Raw genomic sequence first — 16,809 nt, forward strand, 5'->3', positions numbered from 1 at the left:
CGACGGCAGGTTCGGATAAAGAAAACCCCGCCGAAGCGGGGTCTGTCGGTTACCAGCTCTGACGACCATACCAGTCGTCAACGTCCTTCTTTGTACGATCCTTCTCGTAACCGTAACGCTCCTGGAGCTTGCCCTCGAGCTGCTCGCGCTTGCCGTTGATGACGTCAAGGTCGTCGTCGGTGAGTTTGCCCCACTGCTCCTTGACCTTGCCCTTCATCTGCTTCCAGTTACCTTCGACACGATTCCAATCCATTTGGGCCTCCCTTTGCTTTGTGGTTACACCGTGTAAATGACCGCACATCGCAGAGGTTCCGAAATGGATCACCGGCGAGACAGTTCAATCGTGGAATATGTGGGCAGGCATTCTGGGCAGATGCGTGAATAGCGGGACGACGCACCAGAGATTGACCACAGCCGAACAGGGAAGAGATCCCGGCCGCCGCGCCTAGTCGCCGGTGCCCGATACGGCAGCGGCCAGCGCCCGGATTGCCGACGCGTGGGCTGGTGTTCGCGCTCGCGACAGCAGGACGATGTCGGAGGGTGGGAGTGTTGGTAACCCCAGCTCGGCACCCCTGTCGGGCAGCCCACGGGCGCTGATGTCGCCAAGCGGCGCGACGCCCGCCCCTGCAAGAAGTGCTTCATGCAGCACCGAACAGCTTCCGGCCGTGAAGGCGTCACGCCATTCAACGCCTGCCCTTCCAAGCTCCGATACCGCGATTTCCCGGACTGCGCATTCAGACCCCAGTGAGACCAGCGGGACGGCACTGTTTGCGCGCCGCCGCCAGTCCGGCGCGGCCCGCCATCCCATCCTGTCGGTGCGAAGGATTTCTCCCTCGGGGCCACCGCCATTGCGCCGGATGATGGCGGCGTCGGCCTGCCCGGACGCAAAACGATCCTTCGCGCGCCGCGAAAAGCCGATTTCCACCTCAATCACCGCATTGGCGGGCAGCGCCGCGCGCATCGCCCGTATGGCTGTCGAAAGACGGCTGCCAATCGCGTGGTCACTGGCGGCAAGGCTGAAATGCAGCGGGGTTTCATCGCTGAAAACAAGCGCTTCCTCGTGTTTGGCAAGTAGCTCGCGCGCCTTCGGCAGGAAGACCTGACCGTCCTCCGTGAGCCGCAGGTGGCGGGGCGAGCGGTCGATGAGCCTTCTGCCGATGCGCTGTTCCAGCAACTTCAGTTTCTGGCTGACGACAGGTTGCACGGTTCCCGCCGCCTCGGCCGCCTTCGTCAGGCTGCCGAGTTCGACGCAAAGAATGAACAGGCGAACGCTTTCGAGATCAATCATATGAAATCACTATGTATGGAATATTTATCATCATCTTCTCATTATGATGAAATTTGCGCAAGGTCATCCCGCAACAAGGAGATAGACCGATGCCCATGATCAAAGCCCGATACACCAGACCGCAGAACGGAAACGACCCAAAACAGGAGGTGGCGGCCTTGCTGTCCCGCCTCACGGCGGAAATCCTGCACAAGGATCCGGGCGTCACCGCAGTCCTCGTCGAAAGTGCTGATCCCGCTGACTGGATCATTGCCGGATCGAGTGTCGCAGACCAGAAGATCGGTACCTTTTATGTCGAGGTTTCGATTACCGACCACACCAATATCAAGGATGAAACGACCGAATGGGTCCGGCGCGTCTATGACGAAATGAATGCGCTGGTTGGCCCGGTGCATGAGGCCAGCTATGTTCTGGTTCACGCCGTTGATGGCGACGCCTATGGTTATGGCGGGCAAACCCAGAATCAGCGATGGGCGCGCAGCCGCACGAATGTGAGAGAGTGAAAGGATCACTTTGGATCGACGTGCCGAATGTTGTGCAACGCACAAATTTCGGAGGAATAGGCATGAAATTCGGATTTTTAGATACATATCATCCGGAAAAATTCGTCTAAAACTCTCCCAACTCAAGGAGAGACACCATGACGGACACGACATCAGAATTTGATGGGGCAACAATTGGCCTGGAGGCCGCCGAGGAACCCGCATGGACGGCTGCGACCTGGCTTGCGGTTCTTTCGATGGCGGCCACCAGCTTTGCGCTGGTATCGGCCGAGTTCCTGCCAGCGGGATTGTTGACGCCCATGGCGCGCGATCTCGGCATCACCGAGGGAACCGCCGGGCAGGTCGTCACGGCGACAGCTTCCGTGGGCGCCGTGACGGCTTTGCTGAGCAATGTTCTCATCGGCAAACTGAACCGCAAGACCGTGCTTGTCGGTCTTAGCGCGCTGGCGATAGGCTCCAACATTCTCGCATCAGTTGCTGCCGATTTCTGGCTATTGCTGGTGGGCCGGGCCGGGCTGGGTATCGCACTCAGCGGCTTCTGGGCTCTTTCCGTTGCCGTCGTGGCGCGGCTCGTCGGCGCAAATTCCACCGGGCGCGGCATGGCCATCGTCACCCTCGGCGTTTCGCTTGCCACCATCGCAGCACCCTCCATGGGCGCCTTGATCAGCGACTGGCTGGGATGGCGCATCGCCATGTCGATGACGGCGGGACTTGCCATCATTGCCATGCTGCTGCAGATCCTCAGCCTGCCGTCGCTGCCGGCAAGTACGAGTAACAGTCTTTCCGATGTTCTGCGGCTGACGCGGCGGCGCAGCGTTCAGCTGGGGATGCTTGCGATCCTACTGCTGATGACGGGGCATTTTGCCGGCTCGGTCTATGTGCGTCCGTTCCTCGAACAGGTGACGCTGCTTGAAACCACGCCGATTGCTCTTGCCCTGCTCGGCTTTGGCGTCGCTTCGGTGATCGGCAATGTGCTGGGCGGCCGAATGGCTGACACCAGTATCCGCCTCGCGCTCATTGTCACCGCCGCCCTGATGGCATTTGCGACGATCGCCCTCGTTGTCTGGGGTACTCATACCAGTGCCGCATTTGCACTCGTCGCCCTTTGGGGCCTTGCCTTCGGCATGGCGCCCGTGGTGCTGCCGACCAACCTTTCCCGTGGCGCACCCGACGCCCTGGAGGCAGCCGGCAGCCTGATGGTCGTTTCTTTTCAGGTGGCCATCAGTATCGGTGCGGTTTTCGGCGGTTACATCGTTGATTCCTATGGGGCTACTGCGCCATTGGCTCTCACCGCCATCCTCGCCGCATCCACGGTCGGTCTCGCTCTGCTGCAGCGTCCCGACTGATCATTCGGAGCCCGGAGCTGCTCCGGAAATTGTGCTGGCGTTACATACGCCAGCACGCGCGTTTTTAACGCTTTCCTTCAAAAGAGTTTAAGACCGCGGGTGCGGGTTCATTCAAACGGCACCCGAAACGCTCAGCGGAAAACCAGAGGGCTCCAATCACGCTTCGATTGGAAAGGCAAAACCGGCTTTAACCCGATCCATCACAACCATGGTCTTGAAGCCTTTAATGTCGTGATTTTCATAAAAGAACCGGCGGGTGAAGGCCTCGTAATCCTCCATGTCCTTTGCCGTGATGACCAGGATGAAGTCGGCGTCGCCGGTGACATAATAGCCGATCATGACTTCCCGCGTGGCGCGAATGGCGGCCTTGAAGCGATCGACGATGTCCGCCCGCTCGCGCTCCAGCGATACCAGAACGATCATGGTGATGCCGCGCCCGACGGCTTTGGGTGAGATGATTGCCACATCCGCTTCAATCACCCCCTCCTCGCGCAGGCGCTTCAGCCGCCTCTGACATGCCGTGGGCGACAGGTTGACGATCTGCGCCAGTTCCTCCGACGTCAGGCGGTTGTTCTTCTGCACGGCGTCAAGCAGCGCCCTGTCGGCTCGATCTATGGTGGTCATGCAGAATTCCTGCGTCAATATGAGAAACTAAGCATTATTCCTGCGCATCGACAGGAACAAACGCCGCCGATCGATGATGCCGCGCCGCTAAGCTCCTTGCAAATAAAAAGGGAGCCTCCTCATGAAAGATATCGCCAGCGCGGCGCTGAAAAGTCTGCATCGGACCGATCTGGTCGAGCATCGTGCCTATCTTGATGGGGCATGGGTGGCGCGTGACGAGAAACTGAGCGTTATCGATCCGGCCACCGGCGACCACTTCGCCAGCGTGACATCCTGCTCGCTCGACGATGTCGATGTCGCAATCGATGCCGCTGGCAAAGCCTTTCTCGACTGGCGCGAACGGCTGCCCGTCGAACGTGGCGACATCCTGCGCGCCTGGAGCAGGTTGATGCGTGAAAACGCGGATGATCTCGCCACCATCATAACCGCCGAACAGGGCAAACCGCTTTCTGAATCCCTTGGCGAGATTTCCTATGCCGCCAATTTTCTCGACTGGTTCGCGAGCGAAGGCGAACGATCCTATGGTGAAACCATCCCGAGCCATTTGAAGGGCGGCAGCCTGTCCGTGCAGATGCAGCCAATCGGCGTTACCGTGGCAATCACCCCATGGAACTTCCCTTCCGCCATGATAACCCGCAAGGCCGGTGCCGCCCTTGCCGCCGGTTGCACCATGATCGTCAAACCGGCACCGGAAACGCCGCTCTCGGCTCTGGCCTTGGCAAAGCTTGCAGAAGAGGCGGGAATGCCATCAGGCGTTTTACAGGTGCTGCCCGGCGAAGCCGCCCCGCTGGCGCGCCGCCTTCTTGACCACACCGATGTTCGCGCATTTTCCTTCACCGGTTCGACGCAGGTCGGACGGATCCTCCTCGAACAATCGGCGGCAACCGTCAAAAAAGCATCGCTTGAGCTTGGTGGCCATGCGCCTTTCATCGTGTTCGAGGATACCAACCTGTCCCAGGCGGTCAAAGGCTGCCTCGGCGCCAAATTCGCCACATCAGGACAGGACTGCCTTGCGGCAAACCGCATCTACGTTCAACGCGCAGTTTACGAACGGTTCATCGACCAGTTTGCCAAAGCGACGTCCGAACTTGTGGTCGGCCACGGTCTTGAACCCGATGTCGATATCGGCCCGATGACACGCGCTTCTGTCGCCGAGAAATGCCGTCAGCAGACCGCCCAGGCTCTGTCAGCCGGCGCACGTCTGGTCTGCGGCGGGCAGGATAGTCCTCTGGGCGGCAATTTTGTTACGCCAACGGTTCTTGCCGACGTTACCGACGACATGCTGATCGCCCGCGAGGAAACCTTCGGGCCGGTCGCCGCCATATTGCCGTTCGACGATGAGCAGGAGGTGATCCGCCGCGCCAACGCGACGGAAATGGGGCTCGCAGCCTATCTCTACACCAACGACCTCGGCCGCGCGATGCGTCTCACCAACCAGCTGGAATACGGCATGGTGGCCGTCAACACGCCGAAATTCACCGGCGCGCCCATTCCATTCGGCGGCTGGAAACAATCCGGGCTTGGCCGCGAGGGGTCGCGCCATGGTCTCCTGGAATATCTCGAACCCAAATATGTCTGCTTCGGCAATCTTGCTGCCTGAAAGGAATTTCTGTCATGACCATCGATATCAAACGTATCGCCGAAATGGATCGCAACGCGGTTCTGCACCCCTTTACGCAGCTGAAGGATTTCGCCAGCGGCAAGCTCGGCGAACCGACGATCGTTGAAACCGGCAAGGGCATTCGCATTCAGGACGCGCATGGCAAACAATTGATCGATGGTTTCGCCGGGCTTTATTGCGTCAATGTCGGATATGGCCGCACCGAGGTGGCCGAGGCTATTTCCCGTCAGGCCTATCGCCTTGCCTATTACCATTCCTACGCCGCCCACACGACCGACGAACTGGCAATCCTTTCTGACCGGCTGGTGAAAATGGCGCCAGGCAGGATGAGCAAGGTCTTTTATGGCATGTCCGGTTCGGATGCCAACGAAACCCAGGCAAAGCTTGTCTGGTATTACAGCAACCTGCGCGGCAAGCCGGAAAAAAAGAAGATCATCTCGCGCGAGCGGGGATATCACGGCTGCAGCGTCGTCTCCGGCTCCATGACCGGCATGAGCTTCTATCATGACCATATGGACCTGCCGCGTGCGGGCATCCTGCACACTGGCGCTCCCCATCATTATTGGGGCGCGGAAGCAGGTGAAACCGAACTCGAATTTTCAAAACGGCGTGCCGACGAGCTCGAGGCCCTTATCCTTCGGGAAAATCCCGATACGATTGGCGCCTTCATTGCCGAACCGGTGCTCGGTACCGGCGGCATCACACCGCCGCCGGAGGGTTACTGGGCGGCGATACAGACTGTCCTCAGGAAATACGACATCCTGCTGATCGCCGATGAAGTGATCACCGGTTTCGGGCGTACCGGCTCCATGTTCGGCTCGCAGCATTATGGCATCGAACCGGATCTGATTACCGTCGCCAAGGGGCTGACCTCCGCCTATTTCCCGCTCTCCGGCGCAATCGTCGGCGAGAAGGTTTACAAGGTGATGGAGGAAGGCGCTGATCGCGTCGGTGCCTTCTCGCACGGCTATACCTATTCGGGCCATCCAATTGGTGCGGCGGCGGCAAATGCCGTGCTCGACATCGTGGAAAAGGAAGACCTGCCGGGCAATGCACGGGCCGTCGGCAGCTACTTCCAGGAACAGCTCAAGGCGAAGTTTGCCCAGCTGCCAATCGTCGGTGAAGTGCGCGGTGTAGGCCTGATGGGCGCAATCGAATTTGTCGCCGATCGTGACAGGAAAACCCGCTTTGCCCCCGGTCTTGCGGTCGGCGCGCGCGTTTCCAAGGCGGCGCGCAACGGCGGTCTCATCGCCCGTGCCATGCCGCATGGCGATATTCTGGGTTTTGCGCCGCCACTCGTCACGACAAAGGCAGAGGTGGACGAGATCATCGCCATCGCCGAAGCTGCTGTTCGCAGCGTCATGGATGAACTGGTACAGGCGGGCGAAAAAATCTGAGGATCCGCGCCATCCCGCTTCCACCATCAATGCCTGTTTGAGCGGCAACAGCGTGACGATTGCGCATATTCGCCGTGCAATCGTCACCGGCAATTCATAAGGCTTCATCTTTTTGAAGAACCGTGCATAATGTCATGAAATTACCTTCGCTAAAAACGAGACAATTTCATGCGTCGTCAAGCCAATCCGCTCAGTCCCGATCCGGTTCCCGCAACAAAACCGGTGGCATGGCGACCAAGCCTGACCAAGCAGAAGGGCGAGACCAAACATTCGGCACTGACGGAACGGATCATCGCCGATATCGATGCCGGCGTCTTGAAGCCGATGGACCGCATGCCGACCCATCGCGATCTGGCCCGTGATCTTGGCCTTTCCGTCCAGACCGTCAGCCTCTCCTACAAGGAGGCTGAACGGCTGGGTTATCTGAGCGGCGAAATCGGCCGCGGTACCTTCGTCAAGGCGCGGGTAACGGACCGGGCGGGCCGCATGATGCTGGATCACAGCCCGACCGAGGTGCTTGATCTTTCCATTATCCGCGGCGTTTATCTCGAGGAGCACGAAACTGCCTCGCGCGCGATCCTGCGCGAACTGGCGGATAGTGACAATTCAGGTTTCATGCGCCCCTGCCGTCCGGTCGCGGGACTGGACAGTCATCGCGAGACGGCACGCAGCTGGCTCGGCATGATGGGCGTCACGGCCGGTGCGGAGCGTATCCTTGTCACCAACGGCGCCGCACACGGCATTTTCCTCGCACTCAGCTGCATCGTCCGTTCGAGCGACGTCGTGCTGTGCGAAAATCTTACCGACCACGGCATTATCGGCCTTTCGAACATTCTGGGGTTCAGTCTCAAGGGACTGCCCACCGATGGCGAGGGCATTCTGCCCGATGCGCTGGAGGCCGCCTGCGCGGCGGGCGGGGTGCGGGCGCTCGTTCTCATCCCCACCCTCAACAATCCCACCGGCCACGTCGCGGGCGCGGAACGCCGGCGCGACATCGCCGCGATTGCGCAACGACACGGCGTCTTCGTCATTGAGGATGAAGTGTATCGCCCGATGATCGAAGACGGGTTGCCGTCCATCACCGAGATGCTGCCGGATCTGGGCTTCTTCGTTACCAGCTTTACCAAGACGGTCCTGACAGGGCTGCGCGTCGGTTACCTCGTCGTACCACCGGCCTATTCCATCCGCGCCGCCTCCATCCTGCGGGTTTCGAGCTGGAGCGGTACATATCTGACCGCCGAAATCGCCACACGCTGGGTTGAAAACGGCACTGCGCGCCGGCTGCTGGACATCCAGCGCGCCGAAGCCCGCGCACGCCAGACCATTGCAATGGAAATCCTCGGCGACCATATCGCCTCGAGCCATCCCCTCTCCTTCTGCGCCTGGCTCAGGGTTCCGCCGCACTGGACGGAAGACGGCCTGGTCCGCTCCCTGACCAACCAGAACGTTGCGGTCACGCCATCGGAGCCCTTTGTTGCCGGGCCAGGCCACGGCGGCGGCATCCGCATATGTCTCGGCGGACGCCTCAACCATCAAAGCCTCGCCAAGGCACTGACGACGGTGCGCCAGGCCTTCGAGCAATTGCCGCCGGTTTATGACATCGGTTCCATCGGCTGAAACGCCCTTGCCCGAAAATCATTGAATCATTACAATATAATAATTGACATGATTTTACTTCGCTCTCAACATGACAATCATGAAGAGCGAAAACCTTTCCATATCCGCTGACACATTCCTGCTGCCGGTCTCGCTGACAGATATCGAGCAGGCTGCCACGCGTATCCTCGGCCACGTGGAGCGGACGCCGCTGGTTCGCTCCGGTGCCCTGTCGCAAGGTCACGGCGCGCCGGTCCATCTCAAACTGGAAACCCTTCAGCCCGTCGGCGCCTTCAAGCTGCGCGGCGCGATGAATGCGATCCTGTCGCTTGACGACGAGGCACGCAGGCGGGGCCTTGTCACCGCCTCGACGGGCAATCATGGCCGCGCTGTCGCCTATGCCGCGCGCAAACTCGGCATTCCCACCACGGTCTGCATGTCGTCGCTCGTGCCGGCAAACAAGGTCGAAGCCATCCGTGCCCTCGGTGCCGATATTCGCATCGTCGGCACATCGCAGGACGACGCGCAGGAGGAAGTTGAACGCCTGACAGGCAGCCACGGCCTGACGTCGATCCCGCCCTTTGATGATGTGAATGTCGTGGCCGGTCAGGGCACGATCGGCATCGAAATTGTCGAGGACATGCCTGATCTGGAAACCATCCTCATTCCCCTCTCCGGCGGCGGCCTGGCGGGCGGCATTGCCGTGGCCATCAAGGCTTTGCGGCCGCAGGCCCGTATCATCGGCATCTCCATGGAGCGCGGCGCGGCCATGCATGCATCGGTCTCGGCAGGCAGGCCTGTCTCCGTGCGGGAGCAGGAAACACTGGCGGATTCGCTGGGTGGTGGCATCGGGCTGGAAAACCGCGTGACTTTTGCACTCTGCCGCGCGCTGCTTGACGAGATCGTGCTGGTTTCCGAGGCCGAGATAGCTGCCGGGATCTGCCATGCGGCACGCGAAGAAGGTTTGATCGTGGAAGGAGCCGGCGCCGTTGGTTTTGCTGCGATCCTGTCAGGCAAGATCAAAATCAGCGGCCCCACCGCCCTTATCGTATCCGGCGGCAATATCGACCCGGCCATTCACAAGACGATCGTCGAGGGAGCTGTCGCATGAGCCGCATCGCCATCCTGACCGAAAACGACCTTCGCGCCATCATCAAGCTCGACCTGTCTTCCATCGACTGCGTCGAACGGGCCTTTGCGGCACTGGCCACCGAAGCCGTCGCCATGCCGCCGATCCTGCGTCTCGATATTCCAGAGTTCCGCGGCGAAGTGGATGTAAAGACGGCTTACGTGCCCGGCTTTGAAGGTTTCGCCATCAAGGTCAGCCCCGGCTTTTTCGATAATCCGAAGCTTGGCCTGCCGAGCCTCAACGGCCTGATGATCCTCTTCAGTGCGAAAACGGGACTGGTGGAGGCGCTGCTTCTCGACAATGGTTATCTCACCGATGTTCGCACCGCCGCAGCCGGCGCTGTCACTGCGCGCCACCTGTCACGCGAGGATGCCTCCACCGCCACGATTTTCGGCGCAGGCATGCAGGCACGGTTGCAGCTGGAAGCCCTGATGCTGGTGCGCCCGATAAGATCGGCCCGGATATGGGCCCGAAACCATGACAGGGCGCAGGAACTCGCCGGCGATTTCCCCCGCGAACACGGTATCGAGATCACCGCCTTGCCCGACCCGCGTGCCGCAATACGAGGCGCGGACATCATCATCACCACAACGCCATCCGAAAAGCCGATCCTGTTTGCCGACTGGCTGGAACCGGGCCAGCATCTGACCGCGATGGGATCGGACGCCGAACACAAGAATGAAATTGATCCCGGCGTCTTTGCCCGGGCGACCTATGTCGCGGACCGTCTGACCCAGACCCGCATTCTCGGCGAGCTGCACCATGCCATCGCCGCAGGGCGTGTCATGCCGGATCAGCAATTTCCCGAGCTTGGGGCGATCATCGCCGGCAAGGCGCAGGGAAGAGTGGGCCGTGACCAGATAACCTTTGCCGACCTGACCGGCACCGGCGTGCAGGATACCGCCATCGCCAATCTCGCCTTCATCCGCGCACGGGAAGCCAATAGCGGCCAGATCATCGAAAACAGCATAAAAATGGGAGACGCAGCGTGAGCATAACGCTGAACTTTACGCGCGAGGAATATGCCGCGCGCCTGTCCAAAACCCGCAAAGCCATGGAAAAGGCCGGCATCGACCTTCTTGTGGTCACCGATCCCTCCAACATGCACTGGCTGACCGGTTATGACGGCTGGTCCTTTTATGTGCATCAATGCGTTCTGGTGCCACCGGATGGCGAGCCGATCTGGTATGGCCGAAAACAGGACGCCAATGGCGCAAAGCGCACGGCCTACCTCGCCCATGACAATATTATCGGCTATCCCGATCATTACGTTCAATCGACCGAACGCCACCCGATGGATCTGCTGTCGCAGATCATCGAAGACCGGGGCTGGTCCGGCCTCACCGTCGGCGTCGAGATGGATAACTACTATTTTTCCGCCGCCGCCTTTGCGTCGCTGCAGAAACATCTGCCTAACGCCCGCTTCAATGATGCGGCGGGTCTCGTGAACTGGCAGCGCGCAGTCAAGAGCCCGACCGAACTCGATTATATGCGCAAAGCCGGCAAGATCGTCGAGTTGATGCACAAGCGCATCGTCGACGTGGTGGAGCCCGGCATGCGCAAATGTGATCTCGTCGCCGAGATTTACGATGCCGGCATTCGCGGCACCGCCGAATTCGGCGGTGACTATCCCGCCATTGTTCCACTTTTGCCGTCCGGAGCCGACGCATCGGCGCCGCATCTGACATGGGACGACAAACCCATGCGCCTTGGAGAAGGGACATTCTTTGAGATCGCCGGCGCCTACAGGCGTTATCATTGCCCGCTATCGCGCACCGTTTTTCTCGGCAAGCCGACACAGGCGTTTCTCGATGCGGAAAAAGCAACGCTCGAAGGCATGGAAGCCGGACTTTCGGCAGCGAAGCCGGGCAACACCTGCGAAGACATCGCCAATGCCTTTTTTGCCGTGCTGAAAAAATACGGGATCATCAAGGACAACCGCACCGGTTATCCGATCGGCCTGTCCTATCCGCCTGACTGGGGCGAGCGCACCATGAGCCTGCGGCCCGGTGATCGCACCGAGCTGAAACCCGGCATGACGTTCCACTTCATGACGGGTCTGTGGCTTGAGGACATGGGGCTCGAAATCACCGAAAGCATCGCGATCACCGAAACGGGCGTCGAGTGCCTGTCGAATGTGCCGCGGCAACTCTTCGTGAAGGGCTGAGATGATGTTGAGCACCGCTCCTCGCCCCTCGCCGATCACGCCCTCCGTCGATTTCGACGCGAAAGGCGTACAGCACGGTCATTTGCGGCTCCCCTATAGCCGCGATGACAGCGCCTGGGGTTCGGTGATGATACCGATCTGCATCATCGCCAATGGCGAAGGGCCGACAGCACTTCTGACCGGCGCCAATCACGGCGACGAATATGAGGGTCCGGCGGCACTTTTCGAGCTTGCCCATACGCTTGATCCAGGTGAGGTGAGCGGGCGCATCATCATCGTGCCGGCGCTCAACTATCCGGCCTTTCGCGCCGGCACACGGACGTCGCCCATCGACCGGGGAAACCTGAACCGCAGCTTTCCCGGCCGGCCTGATGGAACGGTGACGGAGAAGATCGCCGATTACGTGACCCGACATCTGATACCGCTTGCGGATATCGTTCTCGATTTCCATTCCGGCGGCAGGACACTTGACTTCCTGCCCTATGCCGCCGCTCACGAACTGTCCGACAAGACGCAGGAGACCCGTTGTTTTGAGGCGGTGGCTGCCTTTGCAGCGCCCTATTCGATGAAGATGCTGGAAATCGACGCCGTCGGCATGCTCGATACGACGGTCGAGGAACTCGGCAAGGTTTTCGTCACGACCGAACTTGGCGGGGCCGGCACGGCGAGCGCGAGATCGATCGACATCGCCCGAAAAGGCAGCCTCAACCTGCTGCGCCACGCCGGCATACTGGCTGGTTCGCTGGATGTTCAACCAAGCCGCTGGCTGGACATGCCCTCCAGCGATTGCTTCACCTTTGCCGAAGATGACGGGCTCGTCGCCTTTGTCCGCGATCTGGGAGACGCGGTCACGGCAGGTGAAATCATCGCCCGGGTCTATCCGGTTGGAAAAACCGGCCTCGCGCCAGTCGATTATCGCGCATCCATGCATGGCGTGCTTGCGGCACGCCACGTTCCCGGCCTGATCAAGGCCGGCGACTGCCTTTCCGTCATCGCCACGGTAACGGAGAACACATAGTCAAACGAACCCCCGTGAGATCCGAAAACGGACCACGCAACCCAACCAGAGGAGTAATACCATGCACATCACCAAAATCGCCGGACTTTCCGCCCTTGCCCTTGCCATCGGCATGACGTCGGCCAGCGCCTTGACCCTCGAGGAGGTCAAAAGCCAAGGATATATTCGTGCCGCCACGGCAAACGAAGTGCCCTATTCCTACATGCAGCCCGACGGCACATCTGCCGGGATCGGCCCTGATGTGGCAAATGCGGTGCTGAAATCGATGGGTATCGTAGAGGTCAACTGGACGGTGACGCCATTCGGCACACTGATCCCCGGCCTCAAGGCCCGCCGTTTCGATTTCGCCGCGGCAGAACAGAACATCTCGCCCGAGCGCTGCAAGCAGGTCTCCTTCACCGAGCCGAACTCTTCCTACGGCGAAGGCCTGCTGGTGAAGAAGGGCAATCCGAAGAAGCTGACGACCTATGCCGATATCGCCAAGGATCCGTCCTTGAAGGTGGCCGTCGTCTCAGGCGCCAACAATGTCGACTTCCTGCGGGCAGTCGGCGTCAAGGAGGAGCAGATCGTCTTCATTCCGGCCAATGCCGACGCGATCCCCACCGTGCAGAGCCGCGCGGACGCCTATGCGGCCACGGAGCTCACCGTCTCCGAACTGGCCAAGAACCAGGCCAATGTCGAGCAGGTCACGCCATTTGAGGATCCGGTGGTAAAGGGTAACCCAGTCCGCAACTATGGCGGCTTCGCCTTCCGCCCAGAAGACAAGGAGTTGCGCGACGCATTTGACGCCGCTCTGGTCGAGTTTCGCAAGACGGATGACTACAAGAAAATCCTGTCCAAATACGGTCTGTCCGAACAGAGTATCGCGGCAGCGGCCGAAAAGAAGGTCGCCGATCTCTGCGCCGGAAAATAAAGCTCATCGGCGCCCGGTCTTCGCCGGGCGCCGCTCGTCAGGAACTTGGGAAAACGCCAGATGGACATGACCGCCTACCTGCCGATGATGTGGCAAGGTGCCGTCGTCACCATGACGATCACGCTCGCAGCGCTTGTGGTCGGCACGCTGCTTGCCTTCTTTTTCGGGATTCTGCGTGTCGAGGGCGGACCGATCCTGTCCAGGGTCGCGCTTTGTTATACGGAGGTGTTTCGCGGCACCTCGTTGCTGGTTCAGCTCTTCTGGTTCTATTACGCGCTGCCGCTGGTCGGGCTGAGCTTTGATCCGATCACCACGGGTATTCTGGTGCTTGCCGCCCATGCCGGCGGTTATGGCGCGGAGATCGTGCGCGGTGCGTTGTCCTCCGTTTCCGTGCAGCAGCTGGAAGCAGCCCGCGCGCTGAATTTTACGCGGATGCAGACGCTGTTTCGCATCTCGCTGCCGCAGGCAATCGTCGAGATGATGCCGGCATTCGGCAATCTGGCGATAGAGACGCTGAAGCTTTCTTCACTCGTGTCGCTGATCTCGATTGCCGACCTGACATTCGCGGCGCAGTCGATCCGCAACCTGACGCTGGATAGCACCAGCATCTATTCGATCACGCTGCTCTGCTATTTCGCGATGTCCCTCGTCCTGATGGTCATCATCCGGGTGATCGAACACTTCGTCAGGCGCGGCAACGTCTTTCCGCGCACCCGCCATTCGTAAGGATATCTTCTCATGATGTATGGCTACGAATGGGACACCACCACCTGGCTCACCTACACAACCTCGATCCTGCCGATCATCCTGATCGGCCTGACGGTAACGTTGAAGGCGGCAGCCGCCGGCTTCGCCATCGCGCTGGTTCTGGGGCTCGTTTTTGCGCTGCTGCGCCGCAGCCGGGTCAAGCTGATCTCCTGGCCGACTGCCGTGGTTGTCGAGTTCCTTCGCGATACGCCGCTTCTGGTGCAGCTGTTCTTCCTTTATTACGTGCTTCCGGATTTCGGCATCGTGCTGCCCGCCTTCCTGACCGGCGCGCTGGCGCTCGGCCTGCAATATGCGGCCTACACGTCCGAGGTCTATCGCGGCGGCATCGAGGCCGTGCATCACGGCCAGTGGGAAGCGGCGACTGCACTTAATCTCACACGCATGCAGACCTATCGGGATATCATCATTCCTCAGGCCATTCCGCGCATCGTTCCGGCCATGGGCAACTACCTCGTCGCCATGATCAAGGAAACGCCGGTGCTTTCCGTCGTCACGGTTCTGGAGATGATGGGGCTTGCCAACATGATCGGCGAGCGCACCTTCGAATATCTGGTCCCGCTGACGCTTGTCGGCCTGATCTTCCTCCTTCTGACAATAATCTGCTCGGCAGGCCTCAGCCGCCTGCAAAGGGCGCTTCCAAAAGCAGGAATACCCTTGCGATGACCAACACCACCAATCAGCCGCTGATCGAATTTTCCGACGTCACGAAGCGTTTCGGCATTCTGACGGTTCTCGACCAGTTCAATTTCAGTGTGACAAAGGGCGAGAAAGTAACGCTTATCGGCCCCTCCGGCTCCGGAAAATCAACGGTTCTGCGCATTCTCATGACGCTGGAACCGTTCCAGGAGGGCAAGCTTACCCTTGCCGACATCTCCTATCATGAACAGGGCGGCAAAGGCCCCTTTCAGGCCTCGGAGAAGCACCTTCGCCAGATCCGCAATCACGTCGGCATGGTCTTCCAGAGCTTCAACCTCTTTCCGCATATGACGGTGCTTCGCAACATCGTGGAAGCGCCGGTGCGGGTGCTGGGCATCGCCCGCGCAGAAGCGGAAGCGCGGGCAATCGAATTGCTGAAGATGGTCGGGCTGGCCGACAAGAAGGATCATTATCCGGTGCAGCTTTCCGGCGGTCAGCAGCAGCGCGTCGCCATTGCCCGCTCGCTTGCCATGCGTCCGCGTGTTCTGCTTTTTGATGAGCCGACCTCGGCGCTTGACCCGCAGCTGGTCGGCGAAGTGCTTTCCGTCATTCGTGATCTGGCCCATGAGCACGATCTGACGATGCTGCTTGTTACCCATGAGATGCGCTTTGCCCGCGAAGTGTCAGACCGGGTCTGCTTTTTCGACAAGGGCCGCATCTGCGAACAGGGGGCACCGGAGGAAATTTTCGGCGGGCCGAAAGAAGAGCGGACCCGCGAATTTTTGTCATCGGTTTTGCGATAAGTCACATCGAAGCCAAGGCAGGCCATCACCGTTTAAAGCGACCGCGTGCGTTGCCTCGATATCTTGACGTGATCGATCAGGGCCCGGAGTTTGGGCGCCAGATTACGCCTGTTCGGATAATAGAGGTAGAAACCGGGAAAATAAGGCGAGTAATCTTCAAGCAGCGGCACCAGCTCGCCGCGATCGATCCAGCTGCGGAATGTATCTTCGATGCCGAAGGTGATCCCCGCTCCCGCCACCGCCATCCGAATCATCAGTGCCATGTCGTTGGTGGTGATCTCCGGCGCGACCGCGACGCTGAATTCCCGCCCGGCCTCCGCAAACTCCCAGCGATAGGGTGCGCTGCGCGGAGCCGGCCGCCAGCCAATGCACCGGTGATGCGCCAGTTCCTTCGGGTGAGCGGGCTTGCTGCTGCCTTTGAGATAATCAGGCGAACAGACTGCCAGCTGCCGCACATCCCCGGATATCGGCACGATGATCATGTCCTCATCGATCACTTCGCCCAACCGCACGGCGGCGTCATAGCCTTCGGCAACAATATCGAACTCCTCATCGGTCACCACGACATCGAGGTGAACGTCGGGATAGGCGGCGGTGAAGCCAGCAAGAAGCGGGCCGGACAGGAAGTTTTCGGCAATGGAAGAAACGGTAAGCCGCAACAGCCCGTTCGGACTTTCGCGCAATTCGCCCGCCTGTTCCACCGCCGCCGACATTTCGGCTATGGCCGGCGCGATATTGGCATAAAGCCCCTCACCCGCCTCGGTGAGACTGACGCTGCGGGTGGTGCGCAGCACCAGCGCCAGGCCGAGCATTTCCTCCAGCCGCCGAATTGTCTGGCTGACGGCGGAACGTGACACACCCATACGGTCGGCCGCAGCGCTAAAACTCTTCAGTTCCGCCACCAGCGCAAAGACCGATAGAGTGTTCAGATCGGGCGTCACTGTTTAGTTCCTCTTACCACTATGGAAATTAATAGGCATCTTATCTCAACAATGCTGCC

The 16,809-nt window shown here is 60.0% G+C and carries 17 protein-coding genes; 13 read left to right on the top strand and 4 right to left on the bottom strand.

What is annotated here, in order from left to right; translation table 11 throughout:
- Positions 1-49: 49 nt before the first annotated feature.
- Together M0412_RS20430 and M0412_RS20435 are read right to left on the bottom strand one after the other, a co-directional pair.
- On the bottom strand, positions 50-253 hold the full coding sequence (locus M0412_RS20430) for a CsbD family protein (RefSeq protein WP_269700027.1): 204 nt from the start codon (positions 251-253) through the stop codon (positions 50-52).
- Positions 254-445: 192 nt separating this feature from the next.
- The gene (locus tag M0412_RS20435) at positions 446-1,288 is read right to left on the bottom strand and encodes a LysR family transcriptional regulator (RefSeq protein ID WP_269700026.1); all 843 of its coding nucleotides are present in this window, start codon (positions 1,286-1,288) and stop codon (positions 446-448) included.
- An 89-nt stretch (positions 1,289-1,377) separates the two neighbouring features.
- Between M0412_RS20435 and M0412_RS20440 the strand changes: the two genes are divergently transcribed.
- Positions 1,378-1,791 carry a 4-oxalocrotonate tautomerase family protein gene (locus M0412_RS20440; RefSeq protein WP_269700025.1) on the top strand — a complete coding sequence of 138 codons (414 nt, stop codon included), beginning with the start codon at positions 1,378-1,380 and terminating at the stop codon, positions 1,789-1,791.
- A 137-nt stretch (positions 1,792-1,928) separates the two neighbouring features.
- Positions 1,929-3,137: an MFS transporter gene (locus M0412_RS20445; RefSeq protein ID WP_269700024.1), complete on the top strand. Its 1,209-nt coding sequence runs from the start codon at positions 1,929-1,931 to the stop codon at positions 3,135-3,137.
- Between the two features lie 156 nt (positions 3,138-3,293).
- Here M0412_RS20445 and M0412_RS20450 read toward each other — a convergent pair whose 3' ends face one another.
- Complete coding sequence (locus M0412_RS20450) at positions 3,294-3,761, bottom strand: Lrp/AsnC family transcriptional regulator (RefSeq protein ID WP_142842036.1); 468 nt, start codon at positions 3,759-3,761, stop codon at positions 3,294-3,296.
- A gap of 121 nt (positions 3,762-3,882) precedes the next feature.
- Here M0412_RS20450 and M0412_RS20455 point away from each other — a divergent pair, with 121 nt between their 5' ends.
- From M0412_RS20455 to ehuA, 11 genes are all read left to right on the top strand, one after another.
- A complete protein-coding gene (locus tag M0412_RS20455) occupies positions 3,883-5,361 on the top strand; it encodes an NAD-dependent succinate-semialdehyde dehydrogenase (RefSeq protein WP_269700023.1) in 1,479 nt (492 codons plus the stop codon).
- A 14-nt stretch (positions 5,362-5,375) separates the two neighbouring features.
- Positions 5,376-6,779, top strand: a complete 1,404-nt coding sequence (locus M0412_RS20460) for an aspartate aminotransferase family protein (RefSeq protein WP_142842034.1) — start codon at positions 5,376-5,378, stop codon at positions 6,777-6,779.
- Positions 6,780-6,947: 168 nt separating this feature from the next.
- Complete coding sequence (locus M0412_RS20465; RefSeq protein WP_269700022.1) at positions 6,948-8,396, top strand: PLP-dependent aminotransferase family protein; 1,449 nt, start codon at positions 6,948-6,950, stop codon at positions 8,394-8,396.
- Between the two features lie 70 nt (positions 8,397-8,466).
- Positions 8,467-9,486, top strand: a complete 1,020-nt coding sequence (gene eutB / locus M0412_RS20470) for a hydroxyectoine utilization dehydratase EutB (protein WP_269700021.1) — start codon at positions 8,467-8,469, stop codon at positions 9,484-9,486.
- Complete coding sequence (eutC, locus tag M0412_RS20475; RefSeq protein WP_269700020.1) at positions 9,483-10,496, top strand: ectoine utilization protein EutC; 1,014 nt, start codon at positions 9,483-9,485, stop codon at positions 10,494-10,496. The genes eutB and eutC overlap by 4 nt, the downstream gene beginning before the upstream one ends.
- Complete coding sequence (gene doeA / locus M0412_RS20480; RefSeq protein WP_142842030.1) at positions 10,493-11,671, top strand: ectoine hydrolase DoeA; 1,179 nt, start codon at positions 10,493-10,495, stop codon at positions 11,669-11,671. Before eutC ends, doeA begins: the two co-directional genes overlap by 4 nt.
- A gap of 4 nt (positions 11,672-11,675) precedes the next feature.
- Positions 11,676-12,689 (top strand): N(2)-acetyl-L-2,4-diaminobutanoate deacetylase DoeB, encoded by a 1,014-nt coding sequence (doeB, locus tag M0412_RS20485; protein WP_269700070.1) that lies wholly within the window; start codon positions 11,676-11,678, stop codon positions 12,687-12,689.
- Between the two features lie 61 nt (positions 12,690-12,750).
- Positions 12,751-13,602, top strand: a complete 852-nt coding sequence (ehuB, locus tag M0412_RS20490; RefSeq protein WP_269700019.1) for an ectoine/hydroxyectoine ABC transporter substrate-binding protein EhuB — start codon at positions 12,751-12,753, stop codon at positions 13,600-13,602.
- Between the two features lie 60 nt (positions 13,603-13,662).
- Positions 13,663-14,328 carry an ectoine/hydroxyectoine ABC transporter permease subunit EhuC gene (gene ehuC / locus M0412_RS20495; RefSeq protein ID WP_269700018.1) on the top strand — a complete coding sequence of 222 codons (666 nt, stop codon included), beginning with the start codon at positions 13,663-13,665 and terminating at the stop codon, positions 14,326-14,328.
- Between the two features lie 12 nt (positions 14,329-14,340).
- A complete protein-coding gene (ehuD, locus tag M0412_RS20500; protein ID WP_269700017.1) occupies positions 14,341-15,033 on the top strand; it encodes an ectoine/hydroxyectoine ABC transporter permease subunit EhuD in 693 nt (230 codons plus the stop codon).
- Entirely contained in the window at positions 15,030-15,809 is a 780-nt protein-coding gene (ehuA, locus tag M0412_RS20505; RefSeq protein WP_269700016.1) for an ectoine/hydroxyectoine ABC transporter ATP-binding protein EhuA, read from the top strand. The genes ehuD and ehuA overlap by 4 nt, the downstream gene beginning before the upstream one ends.
- 32 nt (positions 15,810-15,841) lie before the next feature.
- On the opposite strand, the gene M0412_RS20510 is transcribed toward ehuA, so the two are convergent.
- Complete coding sequence (locus M0412_RS20510; protein WP_269700015.1) at positions 15,842-16,750, bottom strand: LysR family transcriptional regulator; 909 nt, start codon at positions 16,748-16,750, stop codon at positions 15,842-15,844.
- Positions 16,751-16,809: the final 59 nt, after the last annotated feature.

It is taken from the genome of Agrobacterium sp. O3.4 (assembly GCF_041414895.1).
GTDB classification, from domain to species: Bacteria; Pseudomonadota; Alphaproteobacteria; order Rhizobiales; family Rhizobiaceae; genus Agrobacterium; species Agrobacterium cucumeris.

Excerpts from the sequence above, each read along its gene's own strand:
- M0412_RS20435 (WP_269700026.1), bottom strand. The coding sequence starts at position 1,288 with ATGATTGATCTCGAAAGCGTTCGCCTGTTCATTCTTTGCGTCGAACTC.
- M0412_RS20455 (WP_269700023.1), top strand. The coding sequence starts at position 3,883 with ATGAAAGATATCGCCAGCGCGGCGCTGAAAAGTCTGCATCGGACCGAT.
- ehuA (WP_269700016.1), top strand. The coding sequence starts at position 15,030 with ATGACCAACACCACCAATCAGCCGCTGATCGAATTTTCCGACGTCACG.
- ehuD (WP_269700017.1), top strand. The coding sequence starts at position 14,341 with ATGATGTATGGCTACGAATGGGACACCACCACCTGGCTCACCTACACA.
- eutC (WP_269700020.1), top strand. The coding sequence starts at position 9,483 with ATGAGCCGCATCGCCATCCTGACCGAAAACGACCTTCGCGCCATCATC.
- M0412_RS20450 (WP_142842036.1), bottom strand. The coding sequence starts at position 3,761 with ATGACCACCATAGATCGAGCCGACAGGGCGCTGCTTGACGCCGTGCAG.
- eutB (WP_269700021.1), top strand. The coding sequence starts at position 8,467 with ATGACAATCATGAAGAGCGAAAACCTTTCCATATCCGCTGACACATTC.
- ehuC (WP_269700018.1), top strand. The coding sequence starts at position 13,663 with ATGGACATGACCGCCTACCTGCCGATGATGTGGCAAGGTGCCGTCGTC.
- M0412_RS20445 (WP_269700024.1), top strand. The coding sequence starts at position 1,929 with ATGACGGACACGACATCAGAATTTGATGGGGCAACAATTGGCCTGGAG.
- doeB (WP_269700070.1), top strand. The coding sequence starts at position 11,676 with ATGTTGAGCACCGCTCCTCGCCCCTCGCCGATCACGCCCTCCGTCGAT.
- M0412_RS20465 (WP_269700022.1), top strand. The coding sequence starts at position 6,948 with ATGCGTCGTCAAGCCAATCCGCTCAGTCCCGATCCGGTTCCCGCAACA.
- M0412_RS20460 (WP_142842034.1), top strand. The coding sequence starts at position 5,376 with ATGACCATCGATATCAAACGTATCGCCGAAATGGATCGCAACGCGGTT.
- M0412_RS20430 (WP_269700027.1), bottom strand. The coding sequence starts at position 253 with ATGGATTGGAATCGTGTCGAAGGTAACTGGAAGCAGATGAAGGGCAAG.
- ehuB (WP_269700019.1), top strand. The coding sequence starts at position 12,751 with ATGCACATCACCAAAATCGCCGGACTTTCCGCCCTTGCCCTTGCCATC.
- M0412_RS20440 (WP_269700025.1), top strand. The coding sequence starts at position 1,378 with ATGCCCATGATCAAAGCCCGATACACCAGACCGCAGAACGGAAACGAC.